We start from the raw sequence: 17,711 nt of genomic DNA on the forward strand, positions 1-17,711 counted from the left end.
ACATGACCGCCCGTACCGTCCGACCGATACGCGGCACGGCCGCCGCGGCCCTGGCCACAGCCCTGGCCCTCACCGCGGCGGCCTGCTCGAACCCGGGCAGCCCCGGCGGCCCCGCGGCCGAGGACGGCGTGGTCGTCGGCATCGCCTACGAGCCCGACTCGCTCAGCCCGCTCCTCGGCTACGGCAAGGACGGCAACTCCAAGATCTTCGACGGGCTCCTCGCCTTCGACGCCGACATGGAGCTGAAGCCCGCCCTCGCGGTCGCGCTGCCCGAGGTGAGCGCGGACGGCCTCACCTACACGTACGAGCTCCGCCAGGGCGTGAACTTCAGCGACGGCAAGCCCTTCACGGCCGCGGACGTCGTCTTCACCTACCGCACCATCCTCGACGAGAAGACGAACAACCCCTCCAAGACCGAGCTGGACGCCCTCAAGGACGTCAAGGCCGTCGGCGACCACACCGTCGTCTTCACCCTGAAGTACCCCTACGCGCCCTTCGCCGAGCGCACCGTCCTCGGCATCGCCCCCCAGCACGTCGCGGCGAAGCAGGACGTGAACAGCGGCCCCTTCACCACCAGGCCCGTCGGCACCGGCCCGTACGTCCTCACCGGCTGGTCCAAGGGCGAGAAGATCAGCTTCAGGGCCAACCCCGACTACTGGGGCGGCGCGCCCGAGGTGAAGAAGTTCACCATGGCGATCATCAAGGACGACGACGTCCGCGCCACCCGCCTGCGCTCCGGCGACCTCGACGGCGCGGTCCTGCCCCCGAACCTCGCCAAGGGCTTCAAGGGCGACAAGACGAAGAAGACGTACGAGGCGACCAGCTACGACTACCGCCTGGTCACCCTGCCCACCCACCACGAGGTCACCGGCGACACCGCGATCCGCCGCGCCCTCGACGTCGCCGTCGACCGCCGGACCATGGTCGACAAGATCCTCGAAGGCGCCGGGAAGCCCGCCTACGGCCCGGTGCCCACCGACAGCGAGTGGTTCACCAAGGGCACCGAGCGCGCCCACGACCTCGACCGGGCGAAGAGGATCCTCGACGACGCCGGCTGGAAGCCCGGCCCCGACGGCGTCCGCGTCAAGGACGGCGTCCGCGCCGCCTTCCCCCTCTGGTACCCCTCCGGCGACAAGCTCCGCCAGGACCACGCCCTCGCCTACGCCTCCGACGCCAAGAAGGCCGGCATCGCCATCACCACCCAGGCCGGCACCTGGGAGGTCATCGAACCGCGCATGAAGCACGACGCGGTCCTCGCCGGCGGCGGCTCGCCCGGCGACCCCGACTTCGACCAGTACCTGCTGCTCAAGTCCACCCTCGGCGGCGACGGCTTCAACAACATGGCCTGGTACGACAACCCCGTCGTCGACAAGGCCCTCGAAGACGGCCGCAGGACCGACGACAAGGCCGCCCGCAAGGCCGCGTACGACACGGTCCAGCGCGAACTGGTGAAGAACCCCGGCTACACCTTCCTCACCCACATCGACCACCTGTACGTGGTGAACGACTCCTGGGAGGGCCTGTCCACCCAGGTCGAGCCGCACGACCACGGCCTCGCCGCCGGCCCCTGGTGGAACATCGAGAACTGGGTGCCCAAGAAGTGACCGCCAAGCAAGCGGGCCGCCGCCTCCCCTGGGGGGCGATGGCCCGGATGACGGGACGGCGGGCCCTGGCCGCCGTCCCCGTGCTCCTGCTGGTGACGTTCGCGGTCTTCGCCGTCGCCGCCGCGTCCCCCTTCGACCCCGTCAAGGCGTACGCCGGCACCGCCGGCCTCACCGCCTCGCAGGAGAACCTCGACCAGCTGCGCGCCAACCTGGGCGTCGACCGGCCGCTCGTCCCCCGCTGGTGGGACTGGCTCACCTCCGCCCTCACCGGCGACCTCGGCGACTCCAGCGTCATGCGCCAGCCCGTCGCCGACGTGATCGGCGAACGCATCGGCTGGTCGGTGCTGCTCGCCGCCACCGCCTTCACCGTCGCCGTCCTGCTCGGCACGGCGCTGGGCGTGCTGGCCGCCCGCCGCCGCGGCGGCTGGCTCGACCGGTGCGTCAGCTCCGCCGCGTACACCCTGGAAGCCGCCCCCGCCTTCTGGCTCGGGCTGCTCGCCATCTGGTTCTTCGCCCTGGAGCTCGGCGTGCTGCCCGCCGGCGGCCTCACCGACACCGCCAGCGAGACCGTCACCTTCGGGCAGGTCGCCTCCCACCTGGTCCTGCCCGCCCTCGTCCTCGGCGTCTCCCAGCTGCCCTGGTTCTTCCTGTACGTACGCCAGGGCGTCGCCGACGCGCTCGACGAGGACCCCGTGCGGGGCGCCCGCGCCCGCGGCCTGAGCGAGCGCACCGTGCTCCTCGGGCACGCCCTGCGGTCCGGGATGCTCCCGATGCTCACGCTCATCGGCTCGCGCGTACCCGAACTCATCACGGGCGCCCTGCTCGTGGAGTCCGTCTTCAGCTGGCCGGGCATCGCGGCGGCCACCGTGCAGGCCGCCACCTCGGTGGACTTCCCGCTGCTCGCCGCGCTGACCGTGCTCGCCACGGCGGCGGTGCTGCTCGGCAACCTCCTGTCCGACCTGCTGTACGGACTCGCCGACCCGAGGGTGGGATTCGATGGCTGAGCCCGCCTGGCGGTCCCCCGGGGACACCCGCCGCTCCACCCGCGCCGTCCGGGTCTCGGTCTCCGCCGTGATCGTCGCGGCCGTCGTCCTCGCCGTGCTGCTCGTACCGCCGCTGGTCCGGCTCGACCAGCAGGCCGTCGACCTGGCGCTGAAGCTCCGCCCGCCGTCGCCCGCGCACCCCTTCGGCACCGACGACGTCGGCCGCGACCTGCTGCTGCGCTGCGTCTACGGCCTGCGCGTCTCGCTCCTCGTCGGCCTGGTCGCGGCGCTCGTCGCCACCGTCATCGGCACGGCGGTGGGCGCGGCGGCCGCGGCCTTCGGAGGCTGGGCCGACCGGCTCCTGATGCGGCTGGTCGACACCTTCTCGTCCGTACCGCACCTGCTGCTCGGCATCTTCGTCGTGGCGATGTTCCGCCCCGGCGTGTGGCCCGTCATCGTGTCCGTCGCGCTCACCCACTGGCTGTCCACCGCCCGGATCGTCCGCTCCGAGGTGCTGTCGCTGCGCTCCCGCCCGTACGTCGACGCGGCGATCGCCGGCGGCGCGTCCCGGTGGCGGGTCACCGTTCGCCACCTGCTGCCGGCGGTGCTGCCGCAGGCCGGCCTCGCGGCCGTCCTCATGGTGCCGCACGCCATGTGGCACGAGTCCGCGCTGTCCTTCCTCGGCCTGGGCCTGCCCGCCCACCAGGCGAGCCTCGGCAACCTCGTGCAGACGGCGCGCGGTTCGCTGCTCGCCGGCGACTGGTGGCCCACCCTGTTCCCCGGACTGTTCCTGATCGTCCCGACCCTCGCCATCGCCGGCCTGGCCGGGGCCTGGCGGGAACGGCTCAACCCCCGACGCCGATCGGAGCTGATGCTGTGACCCCGGTGCTGTCCGTCAGGGACCTGTCCGTACGCTTCCGGATGCGCGGCGGCCGCCACGTCGCCGCGGTCGGCGGCGTGGACTTCGACCTCGCGGCGGGGGAGTGCCTCGCCCTCGTCGGCGAGAGCGGCTGCGGCAAGTCCGTCCTCGCCTCCGCGCTGCTCGGCCTCCTCCCCGGCAACGCCCAGACCGCCGGCACCGCCGTGCTCACCGGCCCGGGCGACGGCCCCGGCGCGGGCGTCGACCTGCTCGCCGCCGACGAGCGCACCCTCGCCCGCACCGTGCGGGGGCGGCGCGTCGGCCTCGTGCCGCAGTCCCCGGCCGCCCACCTGACGCCCGTGCGGACCGTGCGCGCGCAGCTGGAGGAGGCCCTGCGCGAACTGACCGGCACCCCGCGGGCGGAGCTGCGCGCGGCCGCCGTCGCGGCGGCCGGACGGGCCTCGTTCCCCGCCGGGCTCCTCGACCACCACCCGCACGAGCTGTCGGGCGGCCAGGCGCAGCGGGCCGCCACCGCCCTCGCCCTCGTCGGGAACGCGCCGCTGCTGCTCGCGGACGAGCCGACGACCGGCCTCGACCGCGACCTCGTCGAGCGGACCGTCGACGAGCTGCGGCGCCACGCCGACGAGGGCCGGGCGCTGCTGCTGATCACCCACGACCTGGCGGCGGCCGAGCGGATCGCGGACCGGGTCGCCGTCATGTACGCGGGCCGGATCGTCGAGACGGCCGCCGCCGACCGCTTCTTCGGCGCGGCCGGGCCCCGCCACCCGTACGCGCGGGGCCTCCTCGCCGCCCTGCCGGAGCGGGACTTCACCCCCGTCCCCGGCATGCCCCCGGAGCTGGGCGCCCTGCCGGAGGGCTGCGCCTTCGCCGCCCGCTGCGACCGCCGCACGGATGCCTGCCGGGTGCTGCCGCGCCTCACGGACGGCGTCGCCTGCCACCACGCCGCGCCGGACGGGGCCGCGCCCGCAGGTGTCGGATCCGCAGGTGTCGGACCCGCAGGTGTCGGGTCCGCGGGCGTCGGGCCCTCGGGTACCGCGCCCGAGGACGCGGCACCGGCCGACGCGGTGCCGGACGACATCGCCGCCGAGGAGACCACCCGTGCTTGAACTCGCCTCCCTCACCGCCGGATACGACCGCCGCGACCCCGTCTTCCGGGACGTCTCGCTGACCATCGCCCCCGGCGAGGCGGTCGGCCTGCTCGGCCCGAGCGGCTGCGGCAAGTCCACCCTCGCCCGCGTCGCCACCCTGCTGCACCGCCCCGACGCGGGCCGCGTCACCGTCGACGGCCACCCGGTGCGCGGCTGGCGCCACCGCGCGCCGCGCGAGCTGCGCACCGCGATCGGTGTCGTCTTCCAGCAGCCCCGCCTCTCCGCCGACCCCCGGCTGCGCCTGCGCGACCTGATCGCCGAACCCCTGCGCGCCACCGGACGCCGCGCCGAGGCCGCGGGGCGCGTCGCCGAACTGGCCCACCGCGTCGGCCTCACCGACGACCTGCTGTCCCGCCGCCCCCACGAGGTCAGCGACGGCCAGCTCCAGCGCGCCTGCCTCGCCCGCGCCCTGGTGCTGCGCCCGCGCTGGCTGGTGTGCGACGAGATGACCGCCATGCTCGACGCGTCCACCACGGCCGCGCTGGTCGCCGCCGTCGAGGAGTACCGCCGTGAACACGGCGCCGGGCTCCTCGCCGTGGGTCACGACCGGGTCCTGCTGGACCGCTGGTGCGACCGGACCGTGCACTGGGCGTCGCTCACCGGAGCCCCGGCCCCGGCCCCGGCCGCGGAGGCGGACGCGACCGCCGGGGCGGGCGTCTGACGGCCGGTCGATTCGTACCCGTTCGGCCCACGCGCCGTACGGCCGTCCGGCGCCGCCCCTGGGCCAGACTGGCCGCCGAACGCCGTACGACCCGTGCGGCACCGGGCCGAGGAGGACGACACATGGCCGTCACCATCTCCGTCGTGTTGCTTCTGTCGATCCTGGCGATCGTCTTCCTGCGCAGCGGCGGCCTCAAGCTCTCCCACGCGGTGGTCTGCGCCCTGCTGGGCTTCTTCCTCGCCGGCACGAGCCTCGCCCCGACCATCTACAACGGGGTCTCCGCCACCGCCGACGTGGTCAGCAACGTCAAGCCCTAGCACACCGTCCGCCCGTCCGCCCGCGCGGGACCGGCCTCACGGGCGGACGAACACGCCGATCCCGTTGGGCACGGCCCGCTCGGCGCCCCCGCTGGGACGGTTCAGCACCCGTACCGCGGTGGCGCCGTCCGCGCGGGCCACCAGCGTCGACGACCCGCCGCCGTCCAGGTTGATCCCGTCCGACGCGCCCAGCTCCCGCAGCAGCTCCGCCAGTTCGACCACCGTCAGCCCCGTGCGGAACTCCGGGCCGCCGTCCAGCGCGAGCAGCAGCAGCCGCTGCCCGCCGTCCGCGACCCCCGCCGCCGAGCGCACCGCGGCGGTCGCCGCGTCCATCCCCGCCAGCGGCTGCCCGCCGCGCAGGACCGGGTAGCCGCCCACCGCGAACCGGAACGACACCCCCGGCTCCGCGCCCACCGGCACCAGCCCGTACCGCACCTGCACCAGGTCGCCCACCGCCAGTCCCCGCAGCCACCGCGCGCCCGCCTCGCGGCCCACCAGGACGTGCGTGCCCGCCGCGATCGCCCCGGCCCCCGGCGCGTCCGCCACCCCGACGACCCGGCCGCCGCGCACCCTCACCTCGTACGTCTCCGAACTGCAGGGCGCGCCCCGGTCGGTGTCCGTGCCGCACGTGGCCCGCAGCCGCGACACGGTGCCCCAGTGGGAGGTGAACACGCCCACGGAGCCGACGGGCAGGGCGTACTGGTTGAGCCCGCCCAGCGGGAGCCGCCCGTCCGCCGCCCGGACCTCCCCGGTGAGCGCCAGCTCGCCGAGGCGTGCCTTCCCGCCGCCGTCGACACCCAGCACCATGCGGGTGTTCGTGCCGGGCGGCAGCGCCGGGCCGAACCGCTGGCCGCGCGGCACCGCGGCCTTCAGGGCCTTCCCGCCGGCCACCGCCGGGCCGACCGGGGCGCCCGTCGCCGGCACGCCGGGGTGCTGGGCCTCCGACAGGTTGAAGAAGTCGCCGTTGACCCCGGCGACCGCGCCCGCACCGTCCGCGAGCGCCGACAGCGGGGCCCGCGCCGCGACCACCCCCGGGTACAGCAGCCCCGCCGACACCCGCTGGTCGCCCAGGTCCACCGACAGCAGGTGCACCCGGGCGGTGCCGCGGGACGACGGGACGTCCAGCACGCGGTACCCGACCCCCGGCGCGACCGCCCGGGCCTTCGGCGCGGCGACCGCGGCCGGCGCCCGTCCGGCCGCACCGGCGGCGGGCGGCGTCGCGATCCCCGCGCCGACCAGCGCGCCTCCCAGCAACGTGGCGAGCACACCGGCCCGCCGCCACAGACCTCTCACGACCACGAACCTCCACGTGTCAGGACCGCCCACACCGGTCGCGGGGAAGCTGCCCCGCCGCACACCACCGCGAACCGCCCTGCCGACGACACGTCAGGAAACGTCCGGTACCGGTGGATCCCCCTGGGCCGCGCCCGCGGGGCGCCACCCTCCCCGCCCCGGTCGCGGGGAACCGGCCCCCGATCGACCCGGCGGCCCGCCGGGTAGCCTTCCCCCACAGCCTTCGAGGGGGGAGACCATGGGGCCGGGCCCGTACGCCCACGCGCCCGAACCGGGCGCGGAACGCGCCGCCCGGACCCCCCTCCTCCCGCCCTCCGTCCCCGGGGCGTCCGCCCCGGCCCGCGTCCCGCGCGGCGCGGCCCTCCGGCCCGCCCGCCGGACGCCCGGCGGCAGCCCCGAAAGGAACCCCATGAGCAGCGCCCCGGACATCGACGTCCTCGTCCTCGGCGGCGCGGGTGTCGACACGATCGTGTACGTGCCCGAACTGCCCCTGCCCTTCGCCGACAGCTACCTGATCCGGCCCGGCATCGAGACCCGGGCCGGCCAGACCGGCGACTTCGTCGCCCTCGGGCTGCACGCGCTCGGGCTGCGCACCCACCACCTCGACATGCTCGGCGACGACCCCGAGGGCGACCTCGTCCGCGCCCTGCACCGCGACCACGGCATCCCCCTCACCGAGGTCCCGCAGCCCACCGGCACCAAACGCGCCGTCAACCTCGTGGGGCCGGACGGGCGCAGGCTCTCCCTGTACGACGGGACGCGCGGCAGCGAAGCGGACCGGCTGCCCGAGGAGACCGTCCTCGCCCTCGCCTCGGCGAGCCGCCACGCCCACGTCTCCATCACCCAGCCGTGCGCCCTCGCCCTGCCCGCGCTGCGGTCGGCCGGGGTCACCGTCTCGACCGACCTGCACGACTGGGACGGGGAGAACCCGTACCACGAGACCTTCGCCCACGCCGCGGACATCGTCTTCCTCTCCGCCGCGGCCCTCGACGACCCCGAGCGGACCATGCGGGGCATCGTCGCGCGCGGCCGGGCCCGGGAGGTCGTCGCCACGGCCGGTGCGGACGGCGCGTACCTGCTGGCGGAGGGCGAACTGACGCACGTCCCGGCCGTGGTGCCCCCGGCGCCGGTCGTGGACTCCAACGGCGCGGGTGACGCCTTCGCCGTCGGCTACCTCTTCGGCCGGCTGTCCGGCGAGCCGCCGCGCAGGTCCGCACGGTACGGGGCGGTGGCCGGTGCCCACGCCTGCACGGTGCCGTCGACCAGGGCCGAAGGCGTCGGCCGTGACGCCCTGCTCGCCCGCGTCGCCGAACTGGACGCCGTGTCCTGACACGACGCCCCGCCCCGGCGCGCGCCGGGGCGGGGCGGTCACCCCCTCGCCGTACCACCGGCAGGCGGGGGCGGCGGCCGGAGTCAGGGCGCCACCGCACCGGGGAGGCCCCGGCCCACCGGCCGCCACGTGCGCGGACCACCGGCCGGCGCGGACGGGGCGGCACGCGGACGGCTCACGTCGTATCGCTCCTCGGGTGCGGATGAACGGTTCTGACGCACCGTAGTGAACCGGACGCGACTTCACGGTGATCCCGAAGGGTGATTCCCGGCCGGGCCCCTGCGGTCGCCGCCACCGCCCGCACCCCCGGCGGGGACACGCCGTTCGGCAGGACACCCCCGGCGCGGACCGCCTCCCCGCCCGCCGAACGCGCCCGGACCCGCCCGGACCCACCCGGTGGCGCCGGACCCACCCGGTGCCGCCGGGCACCGCCGCCCCGCACGGCCGCCCGCCCCGCACGGTCACCGCCCCGTCCGGGCGCCGCTTCCGGCGTGCCCCCGCACCGCCCGCCCGCTCGGGCGCGCCGGTCCGTGGCCGGGGCCGGCCGCCGGGGCTTCGCGACGGGCCGTCACCCTTCGCAAGAGTGTCCCGTTTGCTTCGCCCATGTCGCGCTCCCTAGGGTCTGGCCTGCTGGGACCTGGTCGTCCCGGTGTCCGGAACGGTGTGCGGGGCGGTCGGCGAGGCCCCGCGGAGGAGGGAGCCATGGCGGAGGGCGAGCGGCCCCGGCAGGGGACGCCGGCGCAACGCCTGGGCGGCGCCCTGCGGGCGCTCCAGCAGCGCTCCGGGCGGACGTTGCGCTCCCTGGAGCAGGAAGTGCTGATCAGCGACTCGTCGCTGTCGCGGTACTTCCGGGGGAGCACCGTCCCGCCCTGGTCCACGGTCAGGGACCTGTGCCGGGCGCTGGGCGCCGACCCGACCGAGTACCGGGCGCTGTGGGAGGCGGCCGACCGCAGCCAGGTCAGGCCCGAGGGGGCGGCGGATCCCGTCCCCGGCCCGACCGGCACCGTCACCGCGCCCCCGACCGGCACCGCCGCCGTACCCCCGGCCGGCACCGCCGCCGTACCCCCGGCCGGTCCCGCCGCCCGGGCCGGCGCCCCCGGCCCCTCCACCGCCGGGCCGGGCGGCGGGGCCCGGTGGTGGACCGCCGCCGTCCGCGCCCGTCCGGCCCGCGGCTGGGTGTGCGCGGCGGCGGGCGCGGTCTCCGGTGTCGTCCTCGGCGCCCTGCTGATGTCCCTCGCCGCGCCCCGCGCGCCCGCCCCACCGGCCGGGGTCCCGGCGGTGCGGGCGGCGGACGGGGGCGGCGGGGAGCCGGGGGGCACGGCGGCGCCGCGCGTCCGGCGCGTCTTCGTCAGCCGGCAGACGGGCCGCTGCCTCGACGACAGCCTCGACGAACGGCTGCGCACCTACAAGTGCAACGGCATGAGCTACCAGTGGTGGACCGCGCACGCCCTCACCGACGGCTCCCACCGGCTGGCGAACCACGCCACGGGGCGGTGCCTGGAGGACACCGCCGCCGGGCCGCGCGCCGTGCGCTGCGGCCCGGACGGCGCGCGGGCCCGGGAGTGGGTCCTGACGGTGTGGGGCGACGAGTCCGTCGAGGTGCGGAGCAGGGCGACGGGGAAGTGCCTGGACGACAGCGGCACCGGGCTGCGGACGCTGCCCTGCGACCGGACCGACCGCCAAAAGTGGGGCTGACCGCACCACCGGTCCGCCGCGCGGGGGCCGGTCCGCCGGGCCGGGGCCGGCGCGGCGGGCCCGCGGCCGGGGCTCACGCCGAGCGGGCCAGCTCCTCGGCCCGTACGGGACCGGCGAACGGCAGCCCCCGCCCGTACCGCTCCAGCTCGTCCAGCGCCGCGTGCGCCAGCCGGCCCAGCTCGTTGCCGAGCGAACCGGCCACGTGCGGGGTCAGCAGCACGTTCGGCAGGTCGTACAGCGGGGAGCCGGCCGGCGGCACCTCCGGTTCCGTCACGTCCAGCACGGCGTTCAGCCGTCCCGACACCAGCTCCGCCGTCAGCGCCTCCGTGTCCACCAGCGAGCCGCGCGCCGTGTTGACCAGGGTCGCCCCGTCCGGCATCAGCGCGAGCCGCGCACGGTCGAACAGGTGCCGGGTCGCGGGGAGTTCCGGCGCGTGGATCGTCACCACGTCGCTGGAGAGCGCCAACTCGTCCAGGGACACCGGCCGCGCGCCGAGCCGCCCGGCCTCCTCCCGCGTCACGTACGGGTCGTGCAGCAGCACCCGCAGGTCGAAGGGGCGCAGCAGCCCGATCACCCGCCGGCCGATCCGGGACGCCCCGACGACGCCCACGGTACGGCGGTAGTTGCCGGCCCCGGCGAGCAGGTCCAGCGGGTCGAGCCGGCGGCGCTGCTCCCGGTAGGCGCGCTGCGCGTCGAACACCCGCTTCCCGGTGAACAGGATCGCGGCGACCGTGTACTCGGCGACGGGCAGCGCGTTGGCCGCGGCGGCCGACGCGACGGTGAGCCCGCGCTCCCAGCAGGCGTCGGTGACGTGGTGCCTCACCGAGCCCGCGGCGTGCACGATCGTACGCAGCCGGGGCATCCGCTCCAGCGCGGCCGCCGTCAGCGGCGGGCAGCCCCAGCCGGTGAGCAGCGCCTCGGCCCCGGCGAGGGCGGCCGCGTGCTCGGCGGCGGCGAAGTCCCCCACCACCAGGGCCGGATCGGTGTCGGCGACGGCGGCGAGCCGGTCCAGCGCCGCCGCGTCGAACAGCGCGTCCCGGACCCGCGGCCCCATGGCGAGGACGGTCCGGGGCCGCCGGGGGGTGGAGGGGGTGGTCATGTGACGGCTCCCGTGGTCGGCGCGGGACCGCTCCCGCGGCGGTCGTCCCAGTGGACCAGACCGGGCCCCGCCGGGTGCGGCGACGCGTCGTGCGGCACCTCCGAAGGCGCGGGGGCCCGGGTGCGGGCGGCCGGTCGTGCAGGACCTCCCGGACGCCCTTGCGGTCGGCCGCCCGCGGCCCGCCCGGCCCGCGCGCCGTCACCCGTCCGGCGTTCCGCCGGTGGCCGCGCGATCCGGCGTTGGACAGGCTGGCGTGCGGTGCCGGTGTCCGGCGCCGCCCGTCGTCTGAGGAGGCTGGGAATGCGTGTTGCCGTCGTCGGTCAGGGCTACGTCGGCGTGACCGGAGCGGTCGCCCTGGCCAGGCAGGGGCACCACGTGACCGGGATCGAGAAGGACCCGGCGCGGCTGCGTTCCCTCACCGAGGGCCGCACCCCCGTCTCCGAACCCGGCCTCCAGCAGGAGCTCGGCCTCGCCCTGGAGACGGGACGGCTCCGCTTCGCCCCCGACCTGACCCGCACGCACGTCACCGAACCCTTCGAGGTCGTGCTCATCACCGTCGGCACCCCGCCCGCCGAGGACGGCACGGCCGACCTCTCCCAGGTCAAGGCCGCCCTCGGCGAGGTCGCCGAGCTGCTGCCCACCCCGCACGTGGTGCTGAAGTCGACCGTGCCGCCCGGTACCAGCGAACGCCTCACGGCCGAGCACCCCCGGCTCCGCGACCGGTACGCCTACAACCCCGAGTTCCTGAACCAGGGCAGCGCCCTCGACGACTGGACCACCCCCTCGCGCGTGGTGGCCGGCGTGTGGTCGCAGCCCGTCACGGACGTCCTCCACGCCCTGTACGGGGCCCTGGCCTGCCCCTGGGTGGTCACCACGCCCACCACGGCCGAGATGACCAAGTACGCCAGCAACGCCTTCCTCGCCACGAAGATCAGCTTCGCGAACGAGTGCGCGCGCCTGTGCGCCACCCCCGACCTCGACATCGACCAGGTGATGCAGGCCGTCGGCCTCGACCCGCGCATCGGCCACGCCTTTCTCCAGCCCGGCCTCGGCTTCGGGGACTCCTGCCTCCCCAAGGACACGGCGGCCCTCGCCCGCTGGGCCGCCTCCCGCGGGCTTCCCACCCCGCTGCTGAACGCCGTCATCCACGTCAACCGCGACCAGGCCGCCCTCGTCCGCGACACGCTGCGCCGGGAGCTCGGCGCGGACCTCGCGCACAGCGAGGTCGCCGTGCTCGGCGCCCGCTACGAACCGTGGAGCGACGACATGCGCGCCGCGCCCAGCCGCGTCGTGGTGCCGCAGCTGCTCGCCGAGGCGGCGGGCGTCCGCGTCTGGGACCCCGCCACGGACCCCGACGAGCTGGCCCGGCTGTTCCCCGGCGCCCGGCCCTGCTCCGACCTGCGGACGGCCGTGCGGGGCGCCCGCGCGGTGGCCGTCCTCACCGAGTGGCCCGAGACCATCGAGGCCGACTGGTCGCTGCTCGCCACCGAACTCGCCGCCCCGGCCGTCGTCGTCGACGGCAAGAACTGCCTGCTCCCGGAGCGCCTGGCGGGCCTCCCGCTCACGTACCGCAGCGCCGGCAACCGCCTCCCCGCCCGCGCCGCGACCTCCTTCGGCGACGGCGCGCCGTACGCCGCCCCCAGCGCCTGACGGCACCTCGCGTACCCGCTGGTGAGCGCGTTGCGGCCGGGTTTCACCGGCATGTGCGCGGAGGTTCGCGCGGGGTTCTGTTCCAGGAGGGGCGCTGGCTGCATACTGTTCCTCCTCGCCCCGGTGCCGAAGCGGTCCGTCCGCCCCGTGCACCTCCAGTGACGCGGACGGCCCCGGCAAGGCGAGCACTCCCCATCACTCGCGTGCCGCCCTGCCGGCGCGGGAGTTCCCCTGCTCCTGGAAGACCCGAGGATCCGTGCCAGTACCTGTTGTCCTTGCCGGGCGCACCGTGCGCCTGGAGCCGCTGGCCATGCGCCACGCGGAGGGCCTCGCCTGGGCCGGCGCGCAGGACCGCGCCGCGTACGCCTACACCCCGGTGCCCGACGGCCCGGAGGCGTCACACGACTACATCGCCCGCGCGCTGACCGATCAGGCGGCCGGCCGGGCGCTCCCGTTCGCCCTGGTCACCGTCGCCGACGGGCGGGTGGTCGGCTCGACCAGGTTCCTGGAGCTGGACTACTGGCGCGGCCCGGTGGTCTGGCCCCCGGTCACCGGCGTCCCGTACGGCGACCCGCTCACCGCCGTGCCCGACGCCGCCGAGATCGGCAACACCTGGATCGCCGGCTGCGCGCGGGGCACCGGGGCCAACACGGAGGCGAAGCTGCTCATGCTCCGCCACGCCTTCGATACCTGGGGCGTCCGCCGGATCACGCTGCGCGCCGACGCGCGCAACGCCCGCTCCCGCGCGGCGATCGAACGTCTCGGCGCGACCTGCGAGGGGGTCCGCCGCGCCCACTCGCGGGGCCTGGACGGCGTGGTCCGCGACACCGCCTTCTACTCGGTCCTCCACGAGGAGTGGCCCACGGTCCGCTCCATCATCGAACTGCGCCTGTCCGCCACCGCCCACCCGCCGGCGCCGTTCCCCCACCCCCACCGCAACCACGACGACGCGGCGGGGCAGCTGCTCCTCACCTGACGGAAGACACGCGTGTGACGGTGGGGAAGCCGGGTACATGCACGTCCCTGACCGTACGAAAGGAGCCGTGTCGTGCTGATGGCCCACCCCGCCGTCCTGACGAAGCTGATCGAGGAGTACACCGCGCTCAGCAAGCTCGACGCCCACAACGGCGGACCGCAGGTGCGGCAGCGTCTGGAGGACGTCGCCTACACCCTGTGCGTGTCCACGGGCACGCGGGACGTCGACGCGGCGCTCGTCGCGGCCCGCCACCGGCTGCCCGGCGCCCGCCCCGAGGACGACTCGGTGATAAGCCGGCCCGCGGTGCCCGCCGGCCGCACCTCAGGCGCCGTCGACGGGCAGCGTGAGGTGCAGCAGGCAGATGTCGTCGCGTCGTGTGGGTGACAGCGCCTCCGTCAGCCGTACGGTGAGGTGCTCCGCCCCGGCCGCGCCGCGCACCGCGCCGCCCGCCAGCCGGGCGAGCCGGTCGAGCCCCACGGCGAGGTCCTCGCCCGGGCGCTCGACCAGCCCGTCGGTGTAGAGGAGCAGGTGGTCGCCGGGGAGCGCGGTGAACCGCCGCTCCTCGTACGAGCAGTCCCGGGCGGCGCCCAGCATGATCCCGGCGGGCGGCGCCAGGTACCCCGCCACGCCGCCGCGGACGAGGAGCGGCGGCAGGTGCCCGGCCTGCGCCCAGGTCATGCTGCGGTCCCACGGCCGGTAGCGCGCCAGGACCAGCGTCGCCGTGAGGGGGCGGCCCTCCGGGGCGTGCATCAGCAGCGCGTTCAGCCGCACCAGGGCGTCCGGCAGCGGCGAACCCGTGACGACCATGCCCTTGGCGGTGAACCGCAGCTGGGCCATGGTCGCGACCGCGTCGATGCCGTGCCCGGCGACGTCACCGATCACGAACAGCCCGCTGCCGTCGGGCAGCTCCACGGCGCTGTACCAGTCACCGCCGACACTGAGCCCGGCCTGCGCGGGGAGGTAGAACGCCTCCGTCCGCAGCCCGGCGACGACCAGGGGCCCCTCCTGCCGGGGCAGCAGGGCCTGCTGGAGGCGCGCGGCCAGTGCCCGTTCCGCCTCCAACAGGCCCTGCTGGGCGAGGACCTCCCGCTCCGACTCCAGCAGCGCCTGCTCGGCCCGCCGCTGCGCGGTGAGGTCCTGGCAGAGGGCGTGGACCTCGTCGACGGGGCCCCTCCCACCGGCCGCGGGCTCCGCGACGAGCCGCAGGTGCCGCACCCCGGCCGGCGTCGCGATCCGGAACGTGCGGTCCAGGGGGCGCCCCTCCCGCAGCAGCCGCCGCACGGCGGCCGCGAGCCGCGGCGCGTCCTCCGGCACGACGTACGAGGGGAGTTCCTCGCAGGTCGGCGGCGCCTCGGCCGGGTCGCGGCCGAAGATCCGGTACGTCTGCTCGGACCACGCCACCTCGCCGGTGCGCACGTTCCACTCCGCCCAGCCCAGGTCGCCGAGGCGTTCCATGCGGTGCCGGCGGTGCGCCTCGCGGGCCGCGTCGCCGTGCCGGGCCCAGGTGACGACGAGCCGCCCGCCCAGCCGCGCGGCACGCACCGTCCAGGTGGTCCGCCGGGGCGCGCCGGCGGTCTCGTACGGGAACGGCCCGCTCTCGTACGGCACGCCCGTGAGCAGCACACCGGCGCAGCCGCGCCACGGTTCGGTGCCGGCGAGCCCGGGGTACGTCTCCAGGACGCGCAGGCCGACGAGTTCCCCGCCGCGCCGGCCGGCGGGGTCCGCGGACCGGGGCGCGGCCGCGTCGATCCGGTAGTCCTCCACCTCGCCCGGGACCGGTGACCACAGCGGGGTCAGCAGCACGGCGGGACCCGGCAGGCCGTCGAACACGGCCTGCACGGCGTCCACGTCCGGCCCGGCCGTCCCGGGCCCGCCGGCCGCACCGCCACCGGCCGCGTCGCCCCGGGAGGTGCCGGTGCGTCCGGCCCGGCGGGTGGCGCCCAGGACCGCCCAGCACTCGTCCGCCACGCTGCGGCCCCGCTCCTCGGCGCGCCGCGTCAGCGCGGCCTCCGCCGCCTGCGCCGACAGGCCCTCCCACGCCATGAGGGCGCCCTTCGCCCGTTCCCTGAGGGTGCTCGTGGCGAGCGTCTCCTCCAGCGCGTCGACCCGGGCGCGGAGTCTCGCGACGGTCCGGGCGAGCGCCACCGCGTCCGAGGCGCCGCCGTCCGTCGGGACACGCGGTTCGTCCACCTTCCGAGCATGGCACAGACCCCCCGGGGCCGCCCGGGAGCCGCCGCGGCGCCGGTTCAGTAGGCGTTGCGGCGGCGCAGGCCGAGCGGACGGCCGTCCGGGTCGACGAGGAACCGGTACGCCGGGGCGGAGAGCACCGCCGCGACCCGGTTCAGCTCCGGGGTGCGGTACGCGCGCAGCCGGCCCGGAGGGCGGGGCCCCCGGCAACCGCCCGCGTGCCAGTCGTCGAGGGCCGCCGCCGACTCCGCGAACGCCCGGAACACCCCGGCGGGGTCGCACAGCGGGTCCGGGACGTCCTCCGCCGGGGGCGCCCCCAGGTCCAGGTGCTCGCGCGCCAGGGCCAGCCGCAGCTCCCGGGCGTAGCGGCGGGCGCCGTCGCCGGTCCCGCCCGGGTCCCCCGGCTCCCGCCCGTCGTGCGCCTCGTCCACGACGGCGCAGCTCAGCTCGGAGTCGTGCGTCCACGACCGCAGGTTGACGTTGTCGGAGCCGACGACGGCCCACACGTCGTCGATCACGCAGACCTTCGCGTGGACGTACACGGGTGTCCCGGAGTGGTTCTCCAGCCCGTACACGGCGACCCGGTCGCCGCCGGCCGCCCGCAGCCCCTCCAAGGCGGCGATCCTGCCGACCAGGTTCGCCGCCCACGACAGCCGTCCGTCCTGCTCGGGGTGGGAGGGGACGACCGCGATCAGCCTCAGTCCCGGTTCGGCGGCCAGTGCCTCCGCGAAGCACCGCACGACGTGCGTGGACCACAGGTACTGGTCCTCCAGGTAGATCAGCGCGCGGGCGCGGCGCAGCGCCTTGAGGTAGCCGCGCGCGATGCTCCGCTCCCCGTCCGGGGCGAAGTCGTAGCCGTGCACCAGCCGTCTCGGGTACGTGCGCAGCACCTGCACGGTGTGCGTGCCGCACGGCGGCGGGTCGGGCAGCTGGGGCGGGAGCGCCGCCGCCTCGGTGTCCTCGTGGTGGAGGAGCGCGCGCAGCCGGGTGAGGGGGCTGCGGGTGAGGGGCGCGGGGTCGTCCCACCGTTCGCGGAAGCACGCCTCGACGTCGCCGACCGCCGGCCCGCGCACGGCGAGCTGGATGTCGTGCCACGGCGGGCGCGGCCCGTACGCGGCGGCGATGGGCAGCGCCTGGGGGTCGCCGCGGTGGGAGGCGTCGTCGCGGCGGCTGTGGCACAGGTCGGTGCAGCCGACGAACGCCACGTCCCGCTCGGGGCGGCCGGGGTGCCGCAGGACGACGTACTTCTGGTGGTGGGAGCCGCCGGGGCGCACCCGCATGTCGAGCAGGCACTCGCCGCCCGCAGCCTCGATCTCCGTGCCCAGGTGGCGGTTCTCGGTCTCGCTGAACCGGAGGCGGTCCAGGTGGGACCGCCACACCAGCCCCTTGACGATCACGCCGCGGCGGGCGGCCTCGCCCAGCACCTCGCCGACCTCGGTGCCCTCGCCGTCGAGCAGCTGGTCGGGGTCGCCGCGCCAGTCGGTGAACAGGCACAGGTCGCCGGCGCGCTGGGCCCGGAGCGCGCCGAGCAGCTCGGAGAAGTAGGTCGCGCCGTGGACGAGGGGGCGTACCTCGTTGCCGCGGGTCCAGGCGGCCTCGCCCCTCCGGTCGTCCAGGCGGACGGCGGGGTTGCCGCGTTCCGTCGCGGTCAGCAGCCAGTCGGTGAGTTCCACGGCACGGGCCCTTCCGTCCGTGCGGACGTGCCGTCGCCGAGTACCCGCTCCGGACCGGCTCACCCGCGCTTCCCGCACGCGCGCGGCGCGGCGGGCGGTGCGGCCCCGCGGGGGCCGCACCGGAACCGGGCCTCACGGGCGGGGCGGGGGTGCCACCGCGGCGCACACGTGCCCCGCCGGCGGCGCGGTGGCGCCGCCGGCGGGAGGGGGACCGG

14 protein-coding genes and 1 pseudogene are annotated in these 17,711 nt (G+C 76.7%); 11 read left to right on the forward strand and 4 right to left on the reverse strand.

Going from position 1 to position 17,711, the window contains the following annotated elements; genetic code table 11:
• The first annotated feature begins 2 nt into the window (after positions 1-2).
• From IE106_RS13490 to IE106_RS13515, 6 genes are all read left to right on the forward strand, one after another.
• Entirely contained in the window at positions 3-1,604 is a 1,602-nt protein-coding gene (locus tag IE106_RS13490; RefSeq protein ID WP_189533476.1) for an ABC transporter substrate-binding protein, read from the forward strand.
• 38 nt (positions 1,605-1,642) lie between these two features.
• Positions 1,643-2,608 (forward strand): ABC transporter permease, encoded by a 966-nt coding sequence (locus IE106_RS13495; protein ID WP_189534100.1) that lies wholly within the window; start codon positions 1,643-1,645, stop codon positions 2,606-2,608.
• Positions 2,601-3,467, forward strand: coding sequence for an ABC transporter permease (locus IE106_RS13500; RefSeq protein WP_189533478.1), 867 nt, complete (start codon positions 2,601-2,603; stop codon positions 3,465-3,467). Before IE106_RS13495 ends, IE106_RS13500 begins: the two co-directional genes overlap by 8 nt.
• A gap of 41 nt (positions 3,468-3,508) precedes the next feature.
• Positions 3,509-4,573 carry an ABC transporter ATP-binding protein gene (locus IE106_RS13505; protein ID WP_189534098.1) on the forward strand — a complete coding sequence of 355 codons (1,065 nt, stop codon included), beginning with the start codon at positions 3,509-3,511 and terminating at the stop codon, positions 4,571-4,573.
• Positions 4,566-5,276, forward strand: coding sequence for an ABC transporter ATP-binding protein (locus tag IE106_RS13510; RefSeq protein ID WP_189533480.1), 711 nt, complete (start codon positions 4,566-4,568; stop codon positions 5,274-5,276). The genes IE106_RS13505 and IE106_RS13510 overlap by 8 nt, the downstream gene beginning before the upstream one ends.
• 122 nt (positions 5,277-5,398) lie before the next feature.
• Positions 5,399-5,593, forward strand: a complete 195-nt coding sequence (locus IE106_RS13515; protein WP_189533482.1) for a hypothetical protein — start codon at positions 5,399-5,401, stop codon at positions 5,591-5,593.
• 36 nt (positions 5,594-5,629) lie between these two features.
• Here IE106_RS13515 and IE106_RS13520 read toward each other — a convergent pair whose 3' ends face one another.
• Complete coding sequence (locus tag IE106_RS13520; protein WP_189534102.1) at positions 5,630-6,859, reverse strand: phosphodiester glycosidase family protein; 1,230 nt, start codon at positions 6,857-6,859, stop codon at positions 5,630-5,632.
• Positions 6,860-7,295: 436 nt separating this feature from the next.
• On the opposite strand from IE106_RS13520, the gene IE106_RS13525 reads away from it, so the two are divergent.
• Together IE106_RS13525 and IE106_RS30685 are read left to right on the forward strand one after the other, a co-directional pair.
• On the forward strand, positions 7,296-8,216 hold the full coding sequence (locus IE106_RS13525; RefSeq protein ID WP_189533484.1) for an adenosine kinase: 921 nt from the start codon (positions 7,296-7,298) through the stop codon (positions 8,214-8,216).
• A gap of 702 nt (positions 8,217-8,918) precedes the next feature.
• Entirely contained in the window at positions 8,919-9,911 is a 993-nt protein-coding gene (locus IE106_RS30685; RefSeq protein WP_189533486.1) for a helix-turn-helix domain-containing protein, read from the forward strand.
• A gap of 73 nt (positions 9,912-9,984) precedes the next feature.
• Here IE106_RS30685 and IE106_RS13535 read toward each other — a convergent pair whose 3' ends face one another.
• Positions 9,985-11,010, reverse strand: coding sequence for a hydroxyacid dehydrogenase (locus IE106_RS13535; protein WP_189533488.1), 1,026 nt, complete (start codon positions 11,008-11,010; stop codon positions 9,985-9,987).
• Positions 11,011-11,310: 300 nt separating this feature from the next.
• Between IE106_RS13535 and IE106_RS13540 the strand changes: the two genes are divergently transcribed.
• The 3 genes and pseudogenes from IE106_RS13540 to IE106_RS13550 form a co-directional block, all read left to right on the forward strand.
• Positions 11,311-12,660, forward strand: coding sequence for a UDP-glucose dehydrogenase family protein (locus tag IE106_RS13540; protein ID WP_189533490.1), 1,350 nt, complete (start codon positions 11,311-11,313; stop codon positions 12,658-12,660).
• Between the two features lie 256 nt (positions 12,661-12,916).
• Entirely contained in the window at positions 12,917-13,636 is a 720-nt protein-coding gene (locus tag IE106_RS13545; RefSeq protein ID WP_189533492.1) for a GNAT family N-acetyltransferase, read from the forward strand.
• A 72-nt stretch (positions 13,637-13,708) separates the two neighbouring features.
• Positions 13,709-13,930, forward strand: a pseudogene (locus tag IE106_RS13550) (DUF5133 domain-containing protein); the annotation flags it as partial.
• A 27-nt stretch (positions 13,931-13,957) separates the two neighbouring features.
• On the opposite strand, the gene IE106_RS13555 reads toward IE106_RS13550, so the two are convergent.
• Both IE106_RS13555 and IE106_RS13560 read right to left on the reverse strand, forming a co-directional pair.
• Positions 13,958-15,826 (reverse strand): SpoIIE family protein phosphatase, encoded by a 1,869-nt coding sequence (locus IE106_RS13555; RefSeq protein ID WP_189533496.1) that lies wholly within the window; start codon positions 15,824-15,826, stop codon positions 13,958-13,960.
• Positions 15,827-15,882: 56 nt separating this feature from the next.
• Positions 15,883-17,496, reverse strand: a complete 1,614-nt coding sequence (locus IE106_RS13560) for a phospholipase D family protein (RefSeq protein ID WP_189533498.1) — start codon at positions 17,494-17,496, stop codon at positions 15,883-15,885.
• Positions 17,497-17,711 lie beyond the last annotated feature (215 nt).

The organism is Streptomyces roseolilacinus, from assembly GCF_014649335.1.
Lineage (GTDB): Bacteria > Actinomycetota > Actinomycetes > Streptomycetales > Streptomycetaceae > Streptomyces > Streptomyces roseolilacinus.

Excerpts from the sequence above, each read along its gene's own strand:
- IE106_RS13490 (WP_189533476.1), top strand. The coding sequence starts at position 3 with ATGACCGCCCGTACCGTCCGACCGATACGCGGCACGGCCGCCGCGGCC.
- IE106_RS13495 (WP_189534100.1), top strand. The coding sequence starts at position 1,643 with ATGGCCCGGATGACGGGACGGCGGGCCCTGGCCGCCGTCCCCGTGCTC.
- IE106_RS13500 (WP_189533478.1), top strand. The coding sequence starts at position 2,601 with ATGGCTGAGCCCGCCTGGCGGTCCCCCGGGGACACCCGCCGCTCCACC.
- IE106_RS13505 (WP_189534098.1), top strand. The coding sequence starts at position 3,509 with ATGCGCGGCGGCCGCCACGTCGCCGCGGTCGGCGGCGTGGACTTCGAC.
- IE106_RS13515 (WP_189533482.1), top strand. The coding sequence starts at position 5,399 with ATGGCCGTCACCATCTCCGTCGTGTTGCTTCTGTCGATCCTGGCGATC.
- IE106_RS13525 (WP_189533484.1), top strand. The coding sequence starts at position 7,296 with ATGAGCAGCGCCCCGGACATCGACGTCCTCGTCCTCGGCGGCGCGGGT.
- IE106_RS30685 (WP_189533486.1), top strand. The coding sequence starts at position 8,919 with ATGGCGGAGGGCGAGCGGCCCCGGCAGGGGACGCCGGCGCAACGCCTG.
- IE106_RS13535 (WP_189533488.1), bottom strand. The coding sequence starts at position 11,010 with ATGACCACCCCCTCCACCCCCCGGCGGCCCCGGACCGTCCTCGCCATG.
- IE106_RS13540 (WP_189533490.1), top strand. The coding sequence starts at position 11,311 with ATGCGTGTTGCCGTCGTCGGTCAGGGCTACGTCGGCGTGACCGGAGCG.